Genomic DNA, 18036 nt, shown 5'->3' with positions numbered 1-18036 from the left:
AGGTCATGGCTATCGACGTCAACCAGCCGATCTTCGTCATCTCCGTCGCTGCGGAGCTTGCCGACATGCATCCGCAGACGTTGCGCCAGTATGACCGTTTGGGCATCGTCTCGCCCAGCCGCGCGCCCGGAAAGTCCCGTCGCTACTCACAGAACGACGTGGACCGGCTGCGTGAGGTACAACGCCTTTCGCAATCCGGCGTCTCCCTGGAGGGGATCAAGCGCATCCTGGACCTCGAGAACCAGGTGGCCGCGCTGCAATACCGCGTGGCTGAACTGACCGAAGAACTGTCACGCCGCCGGGCTCCCGTGGACGCGAGGATCTTCGCAGCGGGTGCCGCGGGCGATGTCGTAAGTCTCGCACGGGGCCAGCGTCCCCGCGCCCGTTCCCAGGCCGTCGTCGTATGGCGACCGCGGCCGGGGGAGGGACAGCGTTAGCAGCAGGGACTAAGCCGAACGGTCCCAGCGGACCACAACCTTGGCTGCGCCCTCTTCCGTGCGCTCCACCTCGGCGATGATCTGCGACTCGGACGCGCCCATGTCCCGGATCTGCTGCTTGTAGTCCTCGACGTGTTCCTGCAGGGACTCCTCCGTCCATTCACCGGGCCGCATGCGGGTGGAGATCTCCACGGGCTCGGTGGGGACCACCAAGGCTTGTGGCGGGGCGTCTTCCACGGGCAGGCGCCGAACGGGTTCGCCGTCAGGGGCCAGCATGCGCCAGGCGAACGCACCGCCGGCAATGCCCGCCAGGAGTCCCATGACGACGAGCCATGCCGTGCGGCCGCGTCGTGGCGTCGGGTTCTGTGCCAGGCTGTTCGGAATTTTTGCAGATCGTCGTGCCATGGGAAGAATCGCCTTCCAGTTGGTTGCCGTACGTCGTGCTGGGTACGTTCTTAGCTTGTCACAGTATCGCCGTGCCCGGGAGCCAATCCCCAGCGGCCGTACGCCGTACTCGCAGAGTGGTTCTTTCCCGTGCAGGATGGCAGGGCAAGCTGTGGCTACGGCGGTCGAATCGACAGATAATAAAGGCATGGCACGGCAAGCAGCGCAGGTGCCTCAGCGTGGAACGTAAGCGCCAGTGGCGTTGAATGCTCATGGGGTGGGGATGGATTCCGATGTCGTTGTCGGATGAGGAGCGAAGGAGCCTCGAAGAGCTCGAGCGTGGACTTGTTGCATCGGACCCGGATCTTGACCTTCAGCTGAGGTCTGGCCGCCTCCGTGGAACGGGGGCCAGGATGGTCTTGGGCGCTCTGGCCCTGTTGGTCGGCTTTGCCTTGGTAATTACTGGAATCATCACCCAAATCCTCATTGTGGGCGTGGCCGGATTCCTCGTCGCTGGTGGAGGAGCCTACCTTTTGCTGAGCCGCTTGGTTCTCAGGCGGCGGATCCGCAGGAACGGCGAGACGGGAAACGAGGCCGGACGAGGCGCCTAAACGACGGGTGAGTCCGGTTTGAACGGCACCGTGTCCAAGTTTGTGGAGGCGTCCAAGTTTGTGGCGGCCTGATCGGGCAGGGTGGTGTCCGCAGGAACTGGAGTGGGCTCACCAGGCCGGGCCATCATCCGCCAAGCCATGACGGCACCGAAACACAATCCGGCACCAACCAGGAACGCCACCAATCCCGCACTCCCGGACTTCTGTTTGCGTCCACGATGGAGCGTTTGTGTTGCTTTCTTGACGGCCTTTGCTGCGGTGCCCCGCGCATGCTTGGCTGCCTTCCGGTCACCGGTCAGCGTGAGGACAACTCCGTGTACCACCGAAGGCACGTCGGCATGGTTGATCCGGGACAACGCCCATCCCACCACGGCGTCAGTTTGCGAAGCAGTACCTTCGGTGGCGTGCTTAACCCACTCACCTGCGAGGTCTTGCACGGCGGGAACAATTGATTTGGCTGAGTACACGATGACCCCTTCACGGAGTAGATGGCCCCGTGTGCCAGCCTACGCTACCCGCCCGGTGACAAACAGTGCCGCCGCGGACGGACTCTAGTCCCGGATCACCGACGCAAGCTCTACCGGGTTTTCCAGCCCTGCCCACGAGCCGTGCAGCGCGAGTTCGACGTGCAGCTCCGGCGCTGCAGCAGTGTTGGTGGCAGCATCCGCGGCCACATCCACCACGCGGTTTACCTTCAGGCGCAGTGCCCCCGCATCGATGATCGTGACGCCGCTGCCGGATACGGGCGCCGAAGCGCTCAACCCGGGGACACCGCCGTCGAGCTTTCCACTGCCTTTGACCTGTACGGTGCTGGGGCGCGGCTCGGGCTCACCGTCCACCAGCAAAGCGGCTTCCTTCTGTCCGGTGAGGATCGCAGTGGCCAGGGCTTTGACGTAGACAGGATCGCCGCAGGCGTCGTACACCCAGCGCTTGCCCAAAACTGAATGCTCCATGGTGCCGATCAGCCACTCGTTGGCGCCGCCGAGTTCGTGTCCGCGGTAGCTCAGCGGAACTTGGTAGACGCGTTCACCCGCGGCAACAACATGGGTTTCAATGCCAACCTCGCCAGCAGGATCGTCAAAACGGTAGGCGCCAATAAGCTCTGGTTCGCCGTCCTGGATGAACCACGGCTGCGTGGGCAGGTAGCCAGCGATGAGTTCAAGCTTGGTGGGGGACAGGGTTGCTTTGTGGATGATCGCCATGTCCCCCAGCCTAGGCCACGCCCTTTACAATCGAAGAGACGTCGACCATTGAGGGAATCATGAAGAAACTCACCACTGTCCTGATCGCCGCCGGGCTGCTCGCCTCGGCTTCCGCTTGTTCAGCACCGCAGCTGACCACCGCGCAGACCTGCGACAGGATGACAGCCGCCGTATCCGGGCTGGGTCAGGACACGAACAAGACGGCAGCCAACCGGGTGGCAAACGCGATTCGCCCCATCGAAGGCGTGGCCTCGGATGACATGAAGCCTGTAGTGGTCTCAGTTCTTGACTACCTCGATGAGCAGGCCAAGGAAGAGCCAACCGATGAGGCTGCCAAGGCGGAACGCGCAAAGAAGATGGAGGGCCTGACCCAGTCGTTCCAGGAGGCCGGCACCAAGTACGGCGAGCTCTGCCGCGGCGCCCAGTAACGCCCCCTGTCGAGAACGCTCTCTCACCTTCCACCCCTTAAACGCCAACGCTCTCTTATCGGATGAGAGAGCGATTGCGTTGATAGGGCGGTTCGGTGAGAGAGCGTTTTTAGTTGGAGGGGGCACGGAGTACGGCGTGGAACGCGTAAGAGGCGTTGCTCCAGATCACGAACAGCAGCGGAGCAGGTGCCAGGGCGGTGCCCAGGACGGGCTGCAGCACTGCCGCGGACACGCTGATGCCGAGCAGCACCAGCATGGCCAGGCTCAGGTACCAGCGCTGCACCACCAGGTAGAGGGAGGCCTTCAGGATGCTTTTCAGCCTCGCCTGGGGCAGGAGTACGACGCCGGCAATCGCCGTTACCGTCAGGCTCACCGTCACGGCGGCTGCTACGACGATGAGCGGCAACAGAAGTGCGGTACCAGGAAGGGACTGGATGGCCACGAGGTCTACGCCGAGGAACAGGAGCAGCGCCACCGCGCCCACACCAAGCGGTGCCGTGCGGGTGAAACTGCGCTTGTATCCCGAAAGGAAGGCAGCAACAGGGGTGACCGCGCCGCCGTCGTCGTTCAAGGACCGGAAGGCCGCGAAGATGCCGGCGAGGGACGGCGCGATGGTGACCGAGAGTGCAAGGAAAAACGGCCAAGCGGCCGCTGGGTCTGCCACCAGGGAGAGGCAGAGCACCAGCGGCGCGTTGGCGACGGCCAGCAGCGCGTTGCCGGCCAGGAAGGTGTAGACGAAACCGAAGATGCTGCCGAAGGTTTCGAATCCAGGCCCTGACCAGCGGCGCTTGCGGGGAGCACGCACGGTGCTCATCCCTTCATGCCGCTCGTCGCGATGCCTTGGATGAAGTAGCGCTGGCCGATCAGGAAGATGATGAGGATCGGGATCACGGAGATCACCGAACCGGTCATGATCATGGCGTACTCGGCGTCGAACTGGCCCACGAAGGATCGCAGGCCCAGCTGGACGGTCCAGAGGCGGTTGGACGTGAGGTAGATGAACGGGCCCATGTAGTCGTTCCACGTGTTCACGAACGTCAGCAGCGCCAGGCTGGCCAACGCCGGCTTGGACAGTGGCAGGATCACCCGGGCCCAGATGCCGTACTCGCTGAGGCCATCGATCCGGGCCGCTTCGCAGAGCTCGTCCGGGATGGTCATGTAGTACTGGCGCATCAGGAACACACCGAAGGCGCCGAAAGCCTGGAGCAGGATCAGGGCGTTGAAGCTGTTGGTGAGGCCCAGGTTCTGCATCATGATGTACTGCGGCACCATGTAGGCCTGCCACGGGACGGCGATGGTGCCGATGTAGCAAAGGAACAGCACGTCACGTCCGGGGAAGCGGACCTTGGAGAAACCGTAGGCCGCCAGCGAGCCCGTAAGGACTTGGAGGCAGGTGATGATGACCGCGAGGTAGAGGGAGTTCTGCAGGTAGCCCATCATGGGGATGCGGGTCCAGATGTCCGTGTAGTTGCTCCACACGAATTCCTGCGGGATCCACTGGATGGGGACGGTGAGGACCTGGTTGTTCTCCTTCAGCGAGGAGGACACCATCCAGATGAACGGCACCATCAGCGCCACCACCAGGACCACCAAGACGCCGTAGATGATCACATTGGCGGTCCGCTTCTTCTGCGCACGCGGCGAACGCTTGCGGACTGTACGACGGCGGTCTTCCGCACCTGCGGGAGGCAGGCCCGACCCGGCGAAGCGGGCCTCAGCCTTGAGGTCTTCGGCCATGTTGGTCATCAGCGTTCCCTCCGCTGTTGGATCTTGAACTGCAGGACGGTGACCGTCAGGACGATGAGGAACAGGACCAGCGAAATGGCCGAAGAGTAGCCGAACTTACCTTCGCCGATGCCCTCCTGGTAGATCAGCTGGGACAGGACCGTGGTGGAGCGTCCGGGGCCACCGTTGGTCATGACGACGATCAGGTCGAACACCTTGAAGCTGGAGACCGTCAGCATGACCACCACGAAGAACGTGGTGGGCCGCAGCGACGGGATGGTGACGTTCCAGAAACGCTGCCAGGCGCTGGCCCCGTCGACTTCCGCGGCTTCGTAGAGTTCGGTCGGGATGGCCTGCAGTCCTGCCAGGTACAGGACCATGTAATAGCCCATGTCCCGCCACACGCTGGTGATGATCACGGCCGGGAGCGCCCAGTCCGAGCTTGACGTCCAGCCTGGTGCATTGGCGATGCCGATCGCGTGGAGGAACTGGTTGATCGGGCCGTTGTCAGGGCTGAACAGCATGTTCCAGACGACGGCGACGGCCACCAGGGAAGTGATGTACGGGAAGAAGATCGCAACCCGGAAGAAGCCGATGCCCTTGAGCTTCCGGTTCAACAGCATCGCCAGGAGCAAGGCCAGGGCCATGGTCAGGGGAACGTGCCCGAGCGCATAGACCACGGTGTTGCGCAGCGCGATCCAGAAGGAATCAGAGGCGAACATCCGCTGGAAGTTGGCTAGCCCAACCCACTTGGGGGCGCTGAACGAGGTCCACTCCATGAAGGAGAGGGCGAAGGCCGCGAGGACTGGAACCAGGGTGAAGGCCAGGAAGCCGATGAAGTTCGGGAGGATGAACGTCCAGCCAATCAGGGTGTTGCGCCTGGCCTGCTTCCTGTTGCCCCGGCCGGCAACAGCCGGGGCAACTGGCTTGGAGATTGTTTCTGTACCCATGACGAGCCTTACTGGCCGAGGACTTCGCTCTTGACGCGCTTGCCCATCTCAGCAATTCCATCCGTGACGGAGCGCTCGCCAACCATGATCAGATCGTGCTCCTGGTTGAGGATCTTGTCCGTTGCGGCGGACTTGTCGCTGACGGGCATTTCCAGTGCAGTGGTATCCGGCGTGAAGGCCTTCTTGGACAGATCGTCGGTGGGCATGCCGTCCAGCTTGAAGTAGGCGTCCTTGACCGCATCGTTCTGCAGGGCCGGGACGACGCCGATCTTGGAGATTGCCTTGGCGCCTTCTTCACCGGCGGCCCATTCGATGAACTTCTTGGCCTCATCGGAGTGCACGGCGTTCTTGTTGACAGCGAATGCCGTGGGTGAACCGAACGTGGTGACCTTGCCGTCGTCGTTCTTCTGGGGCATGGGTGCCAAGCCCCAGTTGACGTTGGTCTTGCCGTCCTTCTTGGCCTGCAGGATGCCGGCGATGTACCAGGTGCCCATGGGCATCATGGCTGCCTGGCCGGTTTCGAACATGGTCCGGTAGCTGGTCTTCTGGCTCTTGGCCGTGCCAAAGTCCAGGGTGGCACCGCTCTTCTGGAGGTCCAGCGCGGTGTTGTACTGGTCCTCGAAGTAGCCGTAGTCCCCGCTGTTCTGGTCCTGGCCGTTCTGGGCTGCGGAGATGGCTTCGACCACGGAACGCCAAATGTGGTGGTAGGTGCCGTATACCTTCTTGCCGTCCGCGCCGGTTGTGGTGAGTTTCTTAGCCAGCGCCGTGTACTCGTCCCAGGTCAGGTCCTTGGGGTCTTCCACTCCGGCTGCCTTGAGCAGGTCCTTGTTGTAGTACAGCAACCAGAAGTCCTGGCGGTACGGAGCGGCATAGTATTTGCCGTCCATGTCGAAGGCGTCGAGGCCGGCGAGTTTGTCCTTGCCAACTTTGTCCACCACGTCGCCGATTTCCTGCAGTTGGCCGTTGCTGGCGTAGCGGGAGTAGTCAATGACGTTCTTCATGGTCAGGACGTCCGTGGTGTCGCCACCTGCCAGCATGGTGGTGACCTTCTGGGGGTAGTCGTCGGCCAGGATGTCCACGGGTTCAATGTCGATGTTCAGGTTGGCAGCCTCGTAGCTGTCGAACAATGCCTTGAACTCCGGGGTCCCCTCGTAGTTCCAGACAGAGACCGTCAGCTTGGTCTTGCCGTTTGCTGCCGGTTGGTCGGCGGGGCCTGCTGCGCCTGAGCAGCCGGCGAGTCCAAGCCCTGCAGTCACCGCAAGGGCGATCGCGGCGAGGGTTGTGCGCTTCATTGCGTTCTCCTTTAGTACTGGTTTAATTCTGCCGCACGTGCGGCAGGTTGGTTCGTGCGGACTTAGGCGCTGAGGCCCAGGTCCGCGTGCACTACTTGGGCCAGGAGGTCCTTCCCGGCGAGGTACCGTTCAAGGTCATCCAGGGCGGCATCCGACATCCGCCGGGTTTCCGTGCCGAGCGAGCCGGCGATGTGTGGCGTGATGATGACGTTGGGGAGGTCATACAGCACCGAGTCCGCCGGGAGCGGTTCGGGTTCGGTGACGTCAAGGAGCGCGGTGATGCGACCCTTGCGGCATTCGGCTTCGAGCGCCGCTGTGTCCACGAGGGAGCCGCGTGCTGTGTTGATGAGCGTCGCGTGGTCCTTCATGATGTCCAACTCGCGGGTGCTGATCATGTTGCGGGTTTCCGGGAGGGCCGGCGCATGGATACTCACGACGTCGGACTCCCGCAGCAGTTGCTCCAACGTCACCAAGCTGCCACCGGCGGCGGCGACGTCCGCCGGGTTGGCGTGGGGATCGCTGACCAGGCACGTGACGTCCTGGAGTTGCTGGACCAGGTTCACCACGCGGCGGCCGATGCGGGAGAACCCGATGATTCCAATGACCCGGCCGATGTTCCCGAGTTCGCCGCGGGCCGTGGCGTAGTCCCAGTCCTCGCGGAAGGTACGGGCGTCGTTGGCCAGGACGTGGGCCTTCTTGCCGGCGAGCACGATCGAAGCGAACGTGAACTCGGCGACGGGGATCGCATTGGCGTCTGCTCCGTTGGTTACGGTGATGCCTCGATCCCACAATTCCTCGCTCACGAAGCTGCGGACCGTCCCTGCACAGTGGAAGACTGCCCGGAGTTTGGGCATGCGTTCCAGTCGTTCCGCGTTGAGGCGCGGAACGCCCCAGCTGGTGAGCAGGATTTCCACCTCTTCCAAGCGGCCCGCCAGTTCGGGTGCATCGAGGGAATCCGTCCATGGTTGCCCGCCGAGGTCCACCATTCCTGCCAGCCGCTCCAGTCGTGCGGAATCGAACTGGTCAGCAAAGGTTCCGCTATTCATGACCAGCAGTGCCTGGGGCTTGAGCGACATTCAGGGACCCTCCCTTCGGTTCTTCATTTGGTCTGTTCGACCGTGATTATGTGTTGCATCACATCTAATAATCAGTACATACTCATGAACAAGACAGTTCATTCAATTCAATCGAGCTTGATCCAAAACGTTCACACTCGAACACCTGAGAGAAGAATTCCATGCTGAAACCTCCCGGCGCCGTCACTGTCGACGCGTCGCCGCTACGCACCGCTTGGGGCACCGAGGCCTCCGTTCCGGCTTTGCTTACCTCGCTCCGCGACGCCCGCTCCCGGCTTACCGTGCGCCCGGCGTCTGACAGCGGGTGGCAGCACGTCTCTTTGGCTTCTGTGTCGTCGCTCGCTGAGCAAGCGACCGCGGAGAAGGGGACTTCATGGCCCCAACCGCTGGTATCCCACTACGCGCGCTACTTCCGCGACGGAAACCGCACAGCCTACGAGGGACTCGTGGCGAGCCGGCAGCAGCGGCTGACACGCGCCGTCGTCATGGCCGCTGTCTCCGGGCCCGACTTCGGCGAGGGCTGGCTGGACGAAGTGATCGACGGTGCGTACGTGCTGTGCGAGCAGAGCTCCTGGAGCTGGGCCGCGCACGACGACGTGTTCACCCATTCCGGCGAGGTGGTCCCGGACCGTTCGCGTCCGTACCTCGATCTGGGCGCCGGGGAAGTGGTGGCACAGCTTGCCTGGCTGGACCATGTCCTGGGGTCGCAGCTGGATGAGCGGGCACCCGGCCTGCGGAAGCGACTTCGCTTCGAGGCGCACGAGCGGGTGATCCGGCCCTTCCTGGACAGGCTCGATTGGCACTGGCTTGGCCTCAATGGCGACGTGCACAACTGGAACCCGTGGATCCACTCGAACATCATCGCTACGGCACTGCTGTTGGTTGACGATGCCGAGCTGCAGGCTGTTGTGGTGGCCCGCTGCATCGAGGGGCTGGACCGCTTCCTTGCCTCGATTCCAGCAGATGGGGCGATCGACGAGGGCTTTGCCTACTGGTGGAACGGGGCCGGCCGCGCGCTGGAAGGTTTGGCACTACTTGAGGAAGCCGCCGGGCTCAATCCTGACCTCCCGGTGGTCCGTGCGCTCGTCGCCTTCCCCGGCAGCATGCATCTGGGCGGTTCGTGGTTCCTCAACGTCGCCGACGGCCCTGCCCGCGCGGCCGACTCCTTGCCCTGGGACATGCTGCATCGCTGGGCCGTTCGACTGGGGGACTCCGACGCCGCCCAACTCGCCGCAACCTTTGCCGCCGTCGAGCCTGAACCCAACCCGGCCGCCGGACTGGGCCGCGTCCTCACCCAACTGGGGGACAGCAAACGTCGCTACGAGCCCTCAGTGGAGCAGGTGCTGTCCCCCAGTTGGGGGACGTGGCTGCCATCCGTGCAGATCATGGTCGCGCGGCAAACCCCCGGATCCACGGACGGGCTCACCCTCGCGGCCAAGGGCGGGCACAACGGCGAACACCACAACCACCGCGATGTAGGTTCCGTAGTGGTTGCCATGGACGGTGTGCCCCTCCTGGTCGACGCCGGGCAACCCACCTACACCGCGCAAACATTCGGCCCTGACAGGTACCTGATCCGCGCCATGCAGAGCGCCTGGCACAGCGTCCCGGCGCCGTTCGGGCTGGAGCAGGGGACTGGCCGGGAGTACGCGGCAACCGTCCTGCAGGAACCCACTCCTGACGAGCCAACGCTCGCGCTGGGTCTCGGCGCTGCCTACGGTCTTGACCATCCTGAGCAGTGGATCCGCACCTCGCTCCTCAACCGGGAAGGCGGCACTGTGGTCATCGATGACCGCTGGAACCTCCCGTCCCCGCCACCGGAAGGAACGGACGACGTCGACATCACCTACCTGGTGGCCGGCACCGTCCGCTTGGGCCGGGACGCGACGGCGACCATCACCCCGGAGGGCATCCCGACTGTGGTGGGCGGCCGGGGAGTCCAGTTGCGCTGGAAGCCGGAGACCGCCGTCGTGCTCGTGGACGAGTGGCACCTCGACGATCCGCTGCTGGGCGATATCTGGAGCGAAAAGCTGACCCGTCTACGGTTCCGCATGCCCGCCGAAACCCGCGCTTCCGGCGCGTTCACCCTCACTTTGGAGGCAACACATGAGCACTGAACCAGGCCAGGAATCCGGCGGAAAGTCGCTGTTCTCGCTGCAACGCCGTGAGCGGTTGATGGAGGAGTTGCGCGCCCATGGGGCCATCACCGTCCGCGACATCGCCGCCAAACTGGGAGTCAGCGAACTGACCATCCGTCGAGACGTGAACATCCTCGCCGACGAAGGACTCGTGTCGCGTGTACACGGCGGCGCAACCCTTCCGAGCCCGCTGGACCGCTCCACGGCCGGGCGGGCCACCTCCCACAGTTACTCGATCGGCATGGTTGTCCCGTCCCTGGACTACTACTGGCCGCAGGTCATCAGCGGCGCCCGGGGCGAGGCCGAGGTGCAGAACCTCAGAATCGTGGTGCGCGGCTCGGCCTACGACGCCGCCGACAACCGCCGGCAGGTACAGGCGTTGCTCGATACCCAGAACATCGACGGACTCATCGTTGCGCCGGACATGGGCGGCGAGCACGGCAAAGAGTTGCTCCGCTGGCTCAACGCCCTGCCCATTCCCGTGATCCTGGCCGAACGCCGGGCGCCGTCGGAGCTTCCTGCGCACAAGCTTGAGTGGGTGGCAACGGACCATGCATTCGGCGCGGGAATGGCCGTGCGGCATCTGTGGCAGGAGGGGCACCGCATGATCGGATGCCTCACCGATTCCACCAGCCCCACCAGCCCGCACGTGGTTCGTGGATGGAAGCAGGCCATGAACGCTTTGAAGATTCCGTTGGACAAATCCATCCACGAGGATTCGGCCAAGCTGGACAACGGAGACCGCGCCAAGCACTTTGACCGCGTGCTGGAGCTGTGCCGCGCATCGGGAACCACCGCCATGTTGGTGCACTCCGATACCCAGGCTGTGGCCTTCGTGCAGCACTGCGTGGACCGGGGCGTGGATGTGCCGGGAAGCATGGCGATTGTGGGCTACGACGACGAGGTTGCCTATCTGGCCGAGCCCGCCATCTCGGCAGTGCGGCCGCCCAAGAGCTACGTGGGGAAGGTGGCGGTGCAGCTCATGGCCGCACGCCTGGCGGAAGGAAGGATGCGGCCCGTCCACCGGATCGACCTGAACCCTGAACTGATTGTCCGGGAGTCGTCCGTGGGGGCTCCAAGGGTTGTCTTGGAGGATGCGCTCTGATGGTTCTTGAACTCCCACCGTTGGATCACTTGCTGTCCCCGTACACCGGCCTGACCCGTTCCCATTGGACCGCCTACGCGGACTACCTCCTGCGCTCGGCCCACCGCTTCGGATCCGAGGATCACGCCAATATCTACCTGCCCGGGCCCAACAGCCGGTACGGACGGGAAAGCGATTCGCTTGAAGCCTTCGCCAGGACCTTCCTTTTGGCCTCCTTCCGGATCGCCGGCGACTCTGCGAACACGGGCTGGATCGCGGAATGGTACGCCGCCGGCCTGGATGCCGGGACCAACCCCGCGAATCCCAGCCGGTGGCCGACGCCAGGCGAGCTGGGGCAGGCGAAGGTTGAGGCGGCGTCGTTGGCGGTTGGCCTGGCTCTGACCCGGGACGTGCTGTGGGACAAACTGCCCCAGCGCGTCCAGGAGCAGCTCATCGCGTGGTTCGAGACCGTGATCGGCGAGGAGTATCCGCCCATCAACTGGGTGTGGTTCCAGATCGTGGTGGAGACCTTCCTGGCTTCCGTCGGCGGGCGGTACTCCGACGAGGACATCGATGCCGGGCTCGCCATCCACGATTCCCTCTACCGCGGCGGTGGCTGGTTCGCTGACGGTCCCGAGCGTGCCTACGACCACTATGTGGGCTGGGCCTTCCAGGTGTACCCGCAGCTCTGGGCGTTGATGGTCCCCAACGATCCACGGGTCGCTGCCCGCAAGAAGCTCGACGGCGAACGGCTGGCTGATTTCCTGGACGACTTCTCCTACCTGGTCGGAGCCAACGGCGCTCCGCTGATCCAGGGCCGGAGCCTGATCTACCGCTTCGCGGCCGCGGCATCCTTCTGGGTGGGGGAGTTGTCCGGACACACACGCCTGGCTCCGGGTTTGGCACGGAGGGCGTCCTCGGGAATGCTCGACTACTTCGTCCAGCACGGCTCCGTCACCTCCGAAGGCCTGCTGTCCATCGGCTTCCATGGCTCTTTTCCAGGTATGAAGCAGGCGTACTCCGGGTTCGGATCGCCGTACTGGGCAGCGAAGGGGATGCTCGGTTTGGCACTCCCGGCCGACCACCCGGCGTGGACTGCCGTGGAAGCGCCACTGCCTGTCGAGGCGGGAGACACACAACGGATCATCGCGGCGCCGGGGTGGCAAGTGAATGGCACCGTTGCAGATGGAGTGGTGCGGATCCGGAATCACGGGACGGACCATGCCGTTCCGGGGGCCGTTTTGGCGGATTCGCCCCTGTATGCCCGGATTGGCTACTCGACACACACGTTCCCGGACCTCACGCCTGAGTCACTGGACAACGCGGTGGCGTTCGTTGGCCCTGAAGGCGGCCTGACGCATCGGACCGGGTTCGAGCACCTCGGGTCCTTCTCCTTGGGTGGTGTTTCCGTTGGTGCGTCCCGGTTCACGGCCAACTGGATCACTCCCGATCCCAACGCCGGTCCGGACCACGGCAGCGGCGTCTCCGGCACGGCGACTGCCGGGCCTACTGTGACCGTGGTGTCCGCGACGCGTGGTGCTCTGGAGTTGCGACTGGTGCGGGTTTCCGGTTCCTCCGGGCCCGGGGCAGGTGCTCCCTTGCGGATTGGTGGCTGGCCAGTAGATGCTGCCTCAGCCACCGTCAGTTCGGTCCGCGCCGTGCCCGGGTTCGTTCATGTCCTGGATGACTCCGGCACGTTCGTCCGGTCCGGTGAGCACCCGATGGGCTCGGAGCTCACCATCCCTTGGGCCGGAACAGCCGGGCCCGCGCGCGACGGCGACTACGCCGCCGTCGTACTTCTCGCCGGTGCCGGAGACGCTTCGGACACGGTGCGTTACACCGACGGCCACTTCGAATTCCCCGACGGGGAACGCATCCCGGCCGATCTGCTCACCCGATTCGACGACCAGTGAAAGGTTCTGCTGGATCATTCCGTCCTCACCCGGGACCGACCTTGAAATGATGCGGCAGACGGCCACTGATTCAGGAAATGATTCAGCAGAATCCCATGGGTAGGCTCTCCAGATGACTCAAACCGACACCAAAGCCCGCCTTCTCGCGGCCTACGATGCCCAACTCCGCACCGACGCGGAAACGCCGAGCGCCCTCACGGTGACTGAGCACGGACCACTCCGTCTGGTGACCTTCCTGGGTGGCCGCGGGTTCATCACGTACCGGGACTTGGGTGGGGCCGATGAAGAGGGAGTCCGCGGGCTGGTCTCGGACGCCGTGGCCTACTTTGACGGTCTGCCGGAAATCACCAAGGTGGAATGGAAATCCCGCGGTCACGACCATGCCCCGCGGCTCCACGAAGCACTCCTTGAGCATGGCTTCATACCTGACCCGCCGGAGTCGATCATGATCGGCGAAGCCCGTGCGCTCAGCCAGGACGTGCCCTTGCCGGAAGGCGTGACACTGCGCCGGGTGGTTGATGAACCTGACGTCCGGGCCATGAGCGCCATGCAGGACGAGGTCTTCGGCGAGCCCGTCTCGGACGAGATGGCGGAGGCGCTGCTTCGCCGGCTTTCGCTTGATGATGCCACGGAACTCTGGGTTGCCGAGGCGGACGGCGTCATCGTCAGCGCCGGCCGTCTGGAACCCATACCCGGCACCGACTTCGCCGGGATCTGGGGCGGTGCAACGCGTCCGGAGTGGCGGGGCCGAGGGATCTACCGTGCGCTGACTGCCCGTCGGGCCCAGTCCGCGTTGGCGCACGGCAAAACGCTCATCAACAGCGACTCCACCGAGTTTTCCCGCCCGATCCTCGAGCGCTCCGGCCTGGTCAAGGTCTCAACCACCACGCCCTATCGTTGGATACGGAGCTGACCGGCTCAGGACGGTGAGTAGCGGTTCCCTTATTCACATTTAGGACCACAAATGTGAATAAGGAGGCCTGTTTTTGTTATTTGTGCCCGAAAATAACAATAAGGAACCCCGTATTGCTCGTTCGGAGCAAAGCGAGGCCCCCTCGGAACACCTCCGAGGGGGCCTCGCTGGAGAAGGCAGATTCCTACTTACCTGCGGCGAAGCTGCTCACGCACTGCCCCTGGTTCTTGAACACCGGCGACGGGCTCCACTTCCACCCGTCGTTCTTGCAGGCTTCCTTTCCTGTGGAGATGTCCACCCGGTACTCCTTCACGGTCCCGTCCGGCGCGGTCACGGTGACGACCGCCGTCGGGCTTTCCGCGGTGGGTTGCCGGACGGTCACCTTCGCGTCGGTGTCCAGCGGGTAGCCGACGACGGCGGGAGTCGTCGAGGAGGTCAACGCGCGGTACGCGGTGGTTCCGGGAGCGAAGCCGACCACGGATGCCTGGTTGACCAGGAGCCTGCCGAGGTCCGCGAGTCCTGCATCTGCCAGGCGGGATCCGGCGATGGCCACCTCCGCGACCTTCGTATAGGACCCCGTGGTCACGAACGCAACCCGGATCCCGCGGGTGGTGACCGGTTCGAAGGACACCGTGGTGGGAGCGGAAATGGAGAGCCCGGTCACCGTGCCCGCGGAGGTGTCTTTCCACGTTCCCGCTGCGTCCTGGTACTGGACCTTGACGCTCGTCGCGGCCTTCTCCGCAGAGGTGACTGCCACCGAGGAAACGGTGTACTCGCGTGCGAAAGCGTAGGACAGGCTGTCTTCGTTCCGGCCGCCGCTGACCCAGTTGGACCAGCGGGTGGAGGGGTTGGCGTCGCACGTGTTCTTCGCGATGTACGAGCCCTCGGTGTAGCTTGCCGTCACGGTAGTGGCGGGGTCGTCCTTGCAGATGTTGGCCACGGGGACGCGGTCCACCGCGATGACGGTCAGGGTGGCATCAAGTGAGCCGGCTTTGCCCGGGACGGTCAGCGTTCCCGCGGTTTCCAAGGCCCCTGCACTTAAGGAAGACCAGTCCCATGCCACAGCCAGTGGGTTCCGGGCCGGACCATCTGCGATCTGGCCGGGCACGGTGGCCGGAGCCGCAGCTTGCACGGCTGCCACCGAAGAACCGACCCCCACCGTCACCGAGGCCGGATCGGTCGCGATGTAACTGCCCACGGTCGCCGTGAGGACTGCCTCAAACGCCTGCCCATAGGGATCTACGCCGGAACCGTACATCGTCACTTTCCCGGCCCTCTGCCACGCAGCCGGATCGACGGGTGCCCACGTCACAGGAAGCGGTTTGCCCGGACCGGCCTTGTACACAGGCGTGACGGTGGTTGGCAGCGCAGGCGCAGTCCCAACAGGAGTACTCACGTCCAGCGGAGCCACTCCCAACAGCTTCAGATCGGCGATGTCCGTGAACGCCCAGGCTTGGTGCGGGCTGGCAAGGGCCGTTGCCGTGGTTCCCGTGGAGGACGCCAACGCAACGGATGTCCCGGCCGCCGTTTGGTTGCCGGAAACCTGGAGCGCAATCGCCGCTCCAGCATTGACCAACGTCCACTGTTTCCCGTTCTCCGTGGTCACTATCCACTGTGCTGCCGGAGTGGACTTGGCCTGTTCCAGCGTGAGGGAAACCAAGGAAGCCGCGCCGGATTGGCTGCCGTTCAACACACCGCCGTTGCCGGTCAGAACGCGTCCGTCGGCTGAAGAGACAACCCAGCGCCGGTCATTGGCGAACTCGTCGTCCGGGCGAACTGCGTTGAACGTCCAGATCTGCGGAGCCACTCCGGCGGCGTCGGAACCGAGGTCCTGAATCGAAGCGCCGCCCGTGCCGGCCGTCAGGTACTTGCCACTAGCCTCACCGGAGAGGTGGTAGCGGTGACCGTCCTCGACAGGTGCGGCGTCCTGCGAAACACCGCTGACGCCGTCGACGACGAACGTCACCACGGACGCGGCAGGCACCTCAACCGTGGCGGACTTCGCCGCGGCGTCGACGGCGACCGGCGCGCCTTTCACCAGGGCGTTCTTCTCGATGTCGTCCAACGGAGACTTGGTGGTGACCACCGGCGTAACCTTCGCACCCGGAGCGATGCTGCCGAACCGGCTGAGATCGATGGTGACTTTCTCCGGCGTCGGCGTGTCATTGAAGTGGACCAGCGTGGCACCGCTGCCGTCGGCGCGGAGAGCGCTGGCCGTCTTGGCGTCGGTGTTCTGGATGAGGAAGTCGCCCGGGCGGATGTAGTGAGTGAAGTTCCGGGTGGTGTTGTACTTCTGGTTGGTCAGGACCTTGCATTTCGCGGAGTCCAGAGCGGCGCCGTCGTTGAGCCGACGGTTGGAGTAGCCCTCGCGGCCGGCGTAGTTGCAGTCGAAGTCGACGTAGATGGAACCCCAGCCCTTGTCGGCCTTCTCCTGCTTGTACGTGTCCTCCACAGGCTGCCAGAACACCCATGCGTTGGGCTCAAGTTCACGGAGGTCGTTGACCATCCGGCTCGCGATGCCCAAGCCATTGGTGATGTTGGAGCGGTCCCAACCGCTGGTGGAATCTCCGAGAGCCGGGTTGCCGGTCCAGAAACCGCCCACTTCGCTCATCCACAATGGCTTGTCCGTGGAGTTGGCCAAATCGCGGACCCTGCGACGGTCATTGGTTCCGTAGGTGTGGACGTTGAGTTGCGAGATAGCGTCCTTGGCATCCTGGCTGTAGCCGTTCCAGTTGGTCATGAACTTGGTGGGATCGGTTTCGTCCATCGCCGAGATCACCGCGTCCGTGCTTCCCTTGGCGAGTTCGGCGGCCAGCAGCTTGGTCACGCGGTCCTGCGCGGCTGGGTAGATCAGGGCCCCTTCCTGCTTCTGCGTGTACGTTGTGGGTGGCTTCCCGGTGCTCGCGTTGATGTCCGTGCCCCAGTAGCCGGAATTGGGTTCGTTGAACGGATCGATGGTATCCACCTTAATCCCGCTGCCTTGCTCAAGAAGCTCGACGGCGTGCCGCATGTACGCGGCGAACTTGCCCTCCGCTTCGGGCAGCAGGTTTTCGCCCTTGTTGGTGTTGACCTGTCCGGACACGTAGCCGCTCTTGGTCATGAACCAGGGCGGCGAGTTGCTGAAGGCTTCCCAGTGGGTGATCTGCTGGTCTTGTGCGAGCCGCTCCACCCACCAACGCTGGTTCCGGTCGGCGTCGGGGTTGTAGGAGGCGGGGTCGTCCGGGTTCCACGCGTTCAGGAAGGCCAGCTTGTTGGCTTGGGTTTTGTCGACGCTCCCGTCCGGGTTGTAAAGGTTCGACGCCGGATGGCCGGGTTGCGCTTCGGCGACCGGCTTCCACCATCCCTCCACAGCACTGCCGTCGTTGAGGTAGTTTGCGACATCCGATGCATTGCCGCCACCGACGTTGTAACGGGCGATGTTGAGGTTCAGCCCATCCTCGCCGAAGACCTTCTGGTACAGCTCCTCCCGCAGTTCCGGTGAGTATCCCGCCGTCGCATTCGCGAACCAGACCAGGCTGGTTCCCCAGCCTTCGAACGCTTCGCTGCGGCTGGCCGGGTTCGGGGTGATGGTGATCGGGGTTGCGTCTGCTGCCTGGGCCGCTGGGCCTATGGGCAGGAGGGCCAGGCCGGTGGCCGCTGTGACGGCTGCGGCCAGGGCGGCCACGGGCCTTCGGAATCGTGGAATCGGCATAGGGGTACCTCATCATCGGGGTCTGCGGGTGAAACCGGCTGCTCTGGTGAACCGGTTCTGCCGAGACTATGAGGCGGTCTGTGGTGTCACAAGGGAGTCGAACAGGGTCGATCGAGGTTGGTCCGAAGTGTTCTCATCCGACTGCAACGCGGGTCACCTACGGCCCCTTTTGCCGTCTGGGTGGGCCGTATC

The 18036-nt window shown here is 64.1% G+C and carries 16 protein-coding genes; 7 read left to right on the top strand and 9 right to left on the bottom strand.

From position 1 onward, the window contains the following. The first annotated feature begins 5 nt into the window (after positions 1 to 5). On the top strand, positions 6 to 437 hold the full coding sequence (locus tag ACIPV6_RS12280; protein ID WP_397323575.1) for a heat shock protein transcriptional repressor HspR: 432 nt from the start codon (positions 6 to 8) through the stop codon (positions 435 to 437). 9 nt (positions 438 to 446) lie between these two features. On the opposite strand, the gene ACIPV6_RS12275 is transcribed toward ACIPV6_RS12280, so the two are convergent. After that, positions 447 to 842: a hypothetical protein gene (locus ACIPV6_RS12275; protein ID WP_400271147.1), complete on the bottom strand. Its 396-nt coding sequence runs from the start codon at positions 840 to 842 to the stop codon at positions 447 to 449. 272 nt (positions 843 to 1114) lie between these two features. Between ACIPV6_RS12275 and ACIPV6_RS12270 the strand changes: the two genes are divergently transcribed. After that, positions 1115 to 1432, top strand: coding sequence for a DUF3040 domain-containing protein (locus ACIPV6_RS12270; RefSeq protein WP_400271146.1), 318 nt, complete (start codon positions 1115 to 1117; stop codon positions 1430 to 1432). On the opposite strand, the gene ACIPV6_RS12265 is transcribed toward ACIPV6_RS12270, so the two are convergent. Both ACIPV6_RS12265 and ACIPV6_RS12260 read right to left on the bottom strand, forming a co-directional pair. Further along, positions 1429 to 1899: a hypothetical protein gene (locus ACIPV6_RS12265; protein ID WP_400271145.1), complete on the bottom strand. Its 471-nt coding sequence runs from the start codon at positions 1897 to 1899 to the stop codon at positions 1429 to 1431. The two genes, ACIPV6_RS12270 and ACIPV6_RS12265, sit on opposite strands and share 4 nt — an antisense overlap. An 84-nt stretch (positions 1900 to 1983) precedes the next feature. Beyond that, positions 1984 to 2634: a hypothetical protein gene (locus ACIPV6_RS12260; RefSeq protein ID WP_400271144.1), complete on the bottom strand. Its 651-nt coding sequence runs from the start codon at positions 2632 to 2634 to the stop codon at positions 1984 to 1986. Between the two features lie 59 nt (positions 2635 to 2693). Here ACIPV6_RS12260 and ACIPV6_RS12255 point away from each other — a divergent pair, with 59 nt between their 5' ends. Further along, positions 2694 to 3062: a hypothetical protein gene (locus ACIPV6_RS12255; protein WP_400271143.1), complete on the top strand. Its 369-nt coding sequence runs from the start codon at positions 2694 to 2696 to the stop codon at positions 3060 to 3062. A gap of 109 nt (positions 3063 to 3171) precedes the next feature. On the opposite strand, the gene ACIPV6_RS12250 is transcribed toward ACIPV6_RS12255, so the two are convergent. The 5 genes from ACIPV6_RS12250 to ACIPV6_RS12230 all read right to left on the bottom strand — a co-directional run bounded on the left by ACIPV6_RS12250 (position 3172) and on the right by ACIPV6_RS12230 (position 8105). Beyond that, positions 3172 to 3876 (bottom strand): hypothetical protein, encoded by a 705-nt coding sequence (locus ACIPV6_RS12250; RefSeq protein ID WP_400271142.1) that lies wholly within the window; start codon positions 3874 to 3876, stop codon positions 3172 to 3174. Then, a complete protein-coding gene (locus ACIPV6_RS12245; RefSeq protein WP_400271141.1) occupies positions 3873 to 4808 on the bottom strand; it encodes a carbohydrate ABC transporter permease in 936 nt (311 codons plus the stop codon). Before ACIPV6_RS12245 ends, ACIPV6_RS12250 begins: the two co-directional genes overlap by 4 nt. Continuing rightward, positions 4808 to 5737, bottom strand: a complete 930-nt coding sequence (locus tag ACIPV6_RS12240; protein WP_400271140.1) for a carbohydrate ABC transporter permease — start codon at positions 5735 to 5737, stop codon at positions 4808 to 4810. The genes ACIPV6_RS12245 and ACIPV6_RS12240 overlap by 1 nt, the downstream gene beginning before the upstream one ends. An 8-nt stretch (positions 5738 to 5745) precedes the next feature. Next, a complete protein-coding gene (locus tag ACIPV6_RS12235) occupies positions 5746 to 7029 on the bottom strand; it encodes an ABC transporter substrate-binding protein (RefSeq protein WP_400271139.1) in 1284 nt (427 codons plus the stop codon). A gap of 62 nt (positions 7030 to 7091) precedes the next feature. Beyond that, a complete protein-coding gene (locus ACIPV6_RS12230) occupies positions 7092 to 8105 on the bottom strand; it encodes a hydroxyacid dehydrogenase (protein WP_400271138.1) in 1014 nt (337 codons plus the stop codon). A 161-nt stretch (positions 8106 to 8266) separates the two neighbouring features. Here ACIPV6_RS12230 and ACIPV6_RS12225 point away from each other — a divergent pair, with 161 nt between their 5' ends. The 4 genes from ACIPV6_RS12225 to ACIPV6_RS12210 all read left to right on the top strand — a co-directional run bounded on the left by ACIPV6_RS12225 (position 8267) and on the right by ACIPV6_RS12210 (position 14153). After that, positions 8267 to 10222, top strand: a complete 1956-nt coding sequence (locus ACIPV6_RS12225; RefSeq protein WP_400271137.1) for a heparinase — start codon at positions 8267 to 8269, stop codon at positions 10220 to 10222. Continuing rightward, positions 10212 to 11348, top strand: coding sequence for a LacI family DNA-binding transcriptional regulator (locus tag ACIPV6_RS12220; protein ID WP_400271136.1), 1137 nt, complete (start codon positions 10212 to 10214; stop codon positions 11346 to 11348). The genes ACIPV6_RS12225 and ACIPV6_RS12220 overlap by 11 nt, the downstream gene beginning before the upstream one ends. Further along, complete coding sequence (locus ACIPV6_RS12215) at positions 11348 to 13240, top strand: DUF2264 domain-containing protein (RefSeq protein WP_400271135.1); 1893 nt, start codon at positions 11348 to 11350, stop codon at positions 13238 to 13240. Before ACIPV6_RS12220 ends, ACIPV6_RS12215 begins: the two co-directional genes overlap by 1 nt. Before the next feature lie 112 nt (positions 13241 to 13352). Continuing rightward, positions 13353 to 14153 carry a GNAT family N-acetyltransferase gene (locus tag ACIPV6_RS12210; protein ID WP_400271134.1) on the top strand — a complete coding sequence of 267 codons (801 nt, stop codon included), beginning with the start codon at positions 13353 to 13355 and terminating at the stop codon, positions 14151 to 14153. Positions 14154 to 14337: 184 nt separating this feature from the next. On the opposite strand, the gene ACIPV6_RS12205 is transcribed toward ACIPV6_RS12210, so the two are convergent. After that, positions 14338 to 17844 (bottom strand): discoidin domain-containing protein, encoded by a 3507-nt coding sequence (locus ACIPV6_RS12205; RefSeq protein ID WP_400271133.1) that lies wholly within the window; start codon positions 17842 to 17844, stop codon positions 14338 to 14340. Between the last annotated feature and the right edge of the window lie 192 nt (positions 17845 to 18036).

The sequence above is a fragment of the Paenarthrobacter sp. NPDC089988 genome (assembly GCF_044748465.1).
Classification (GTDB): Bacteria; Actinomycetota; Actinomycetes; order Actinomycetales; family Micrococcaceae; genus Arthrobacter.
This window is presented reverse-complemented; position numbering and strand designations above follow the sequence as displayed.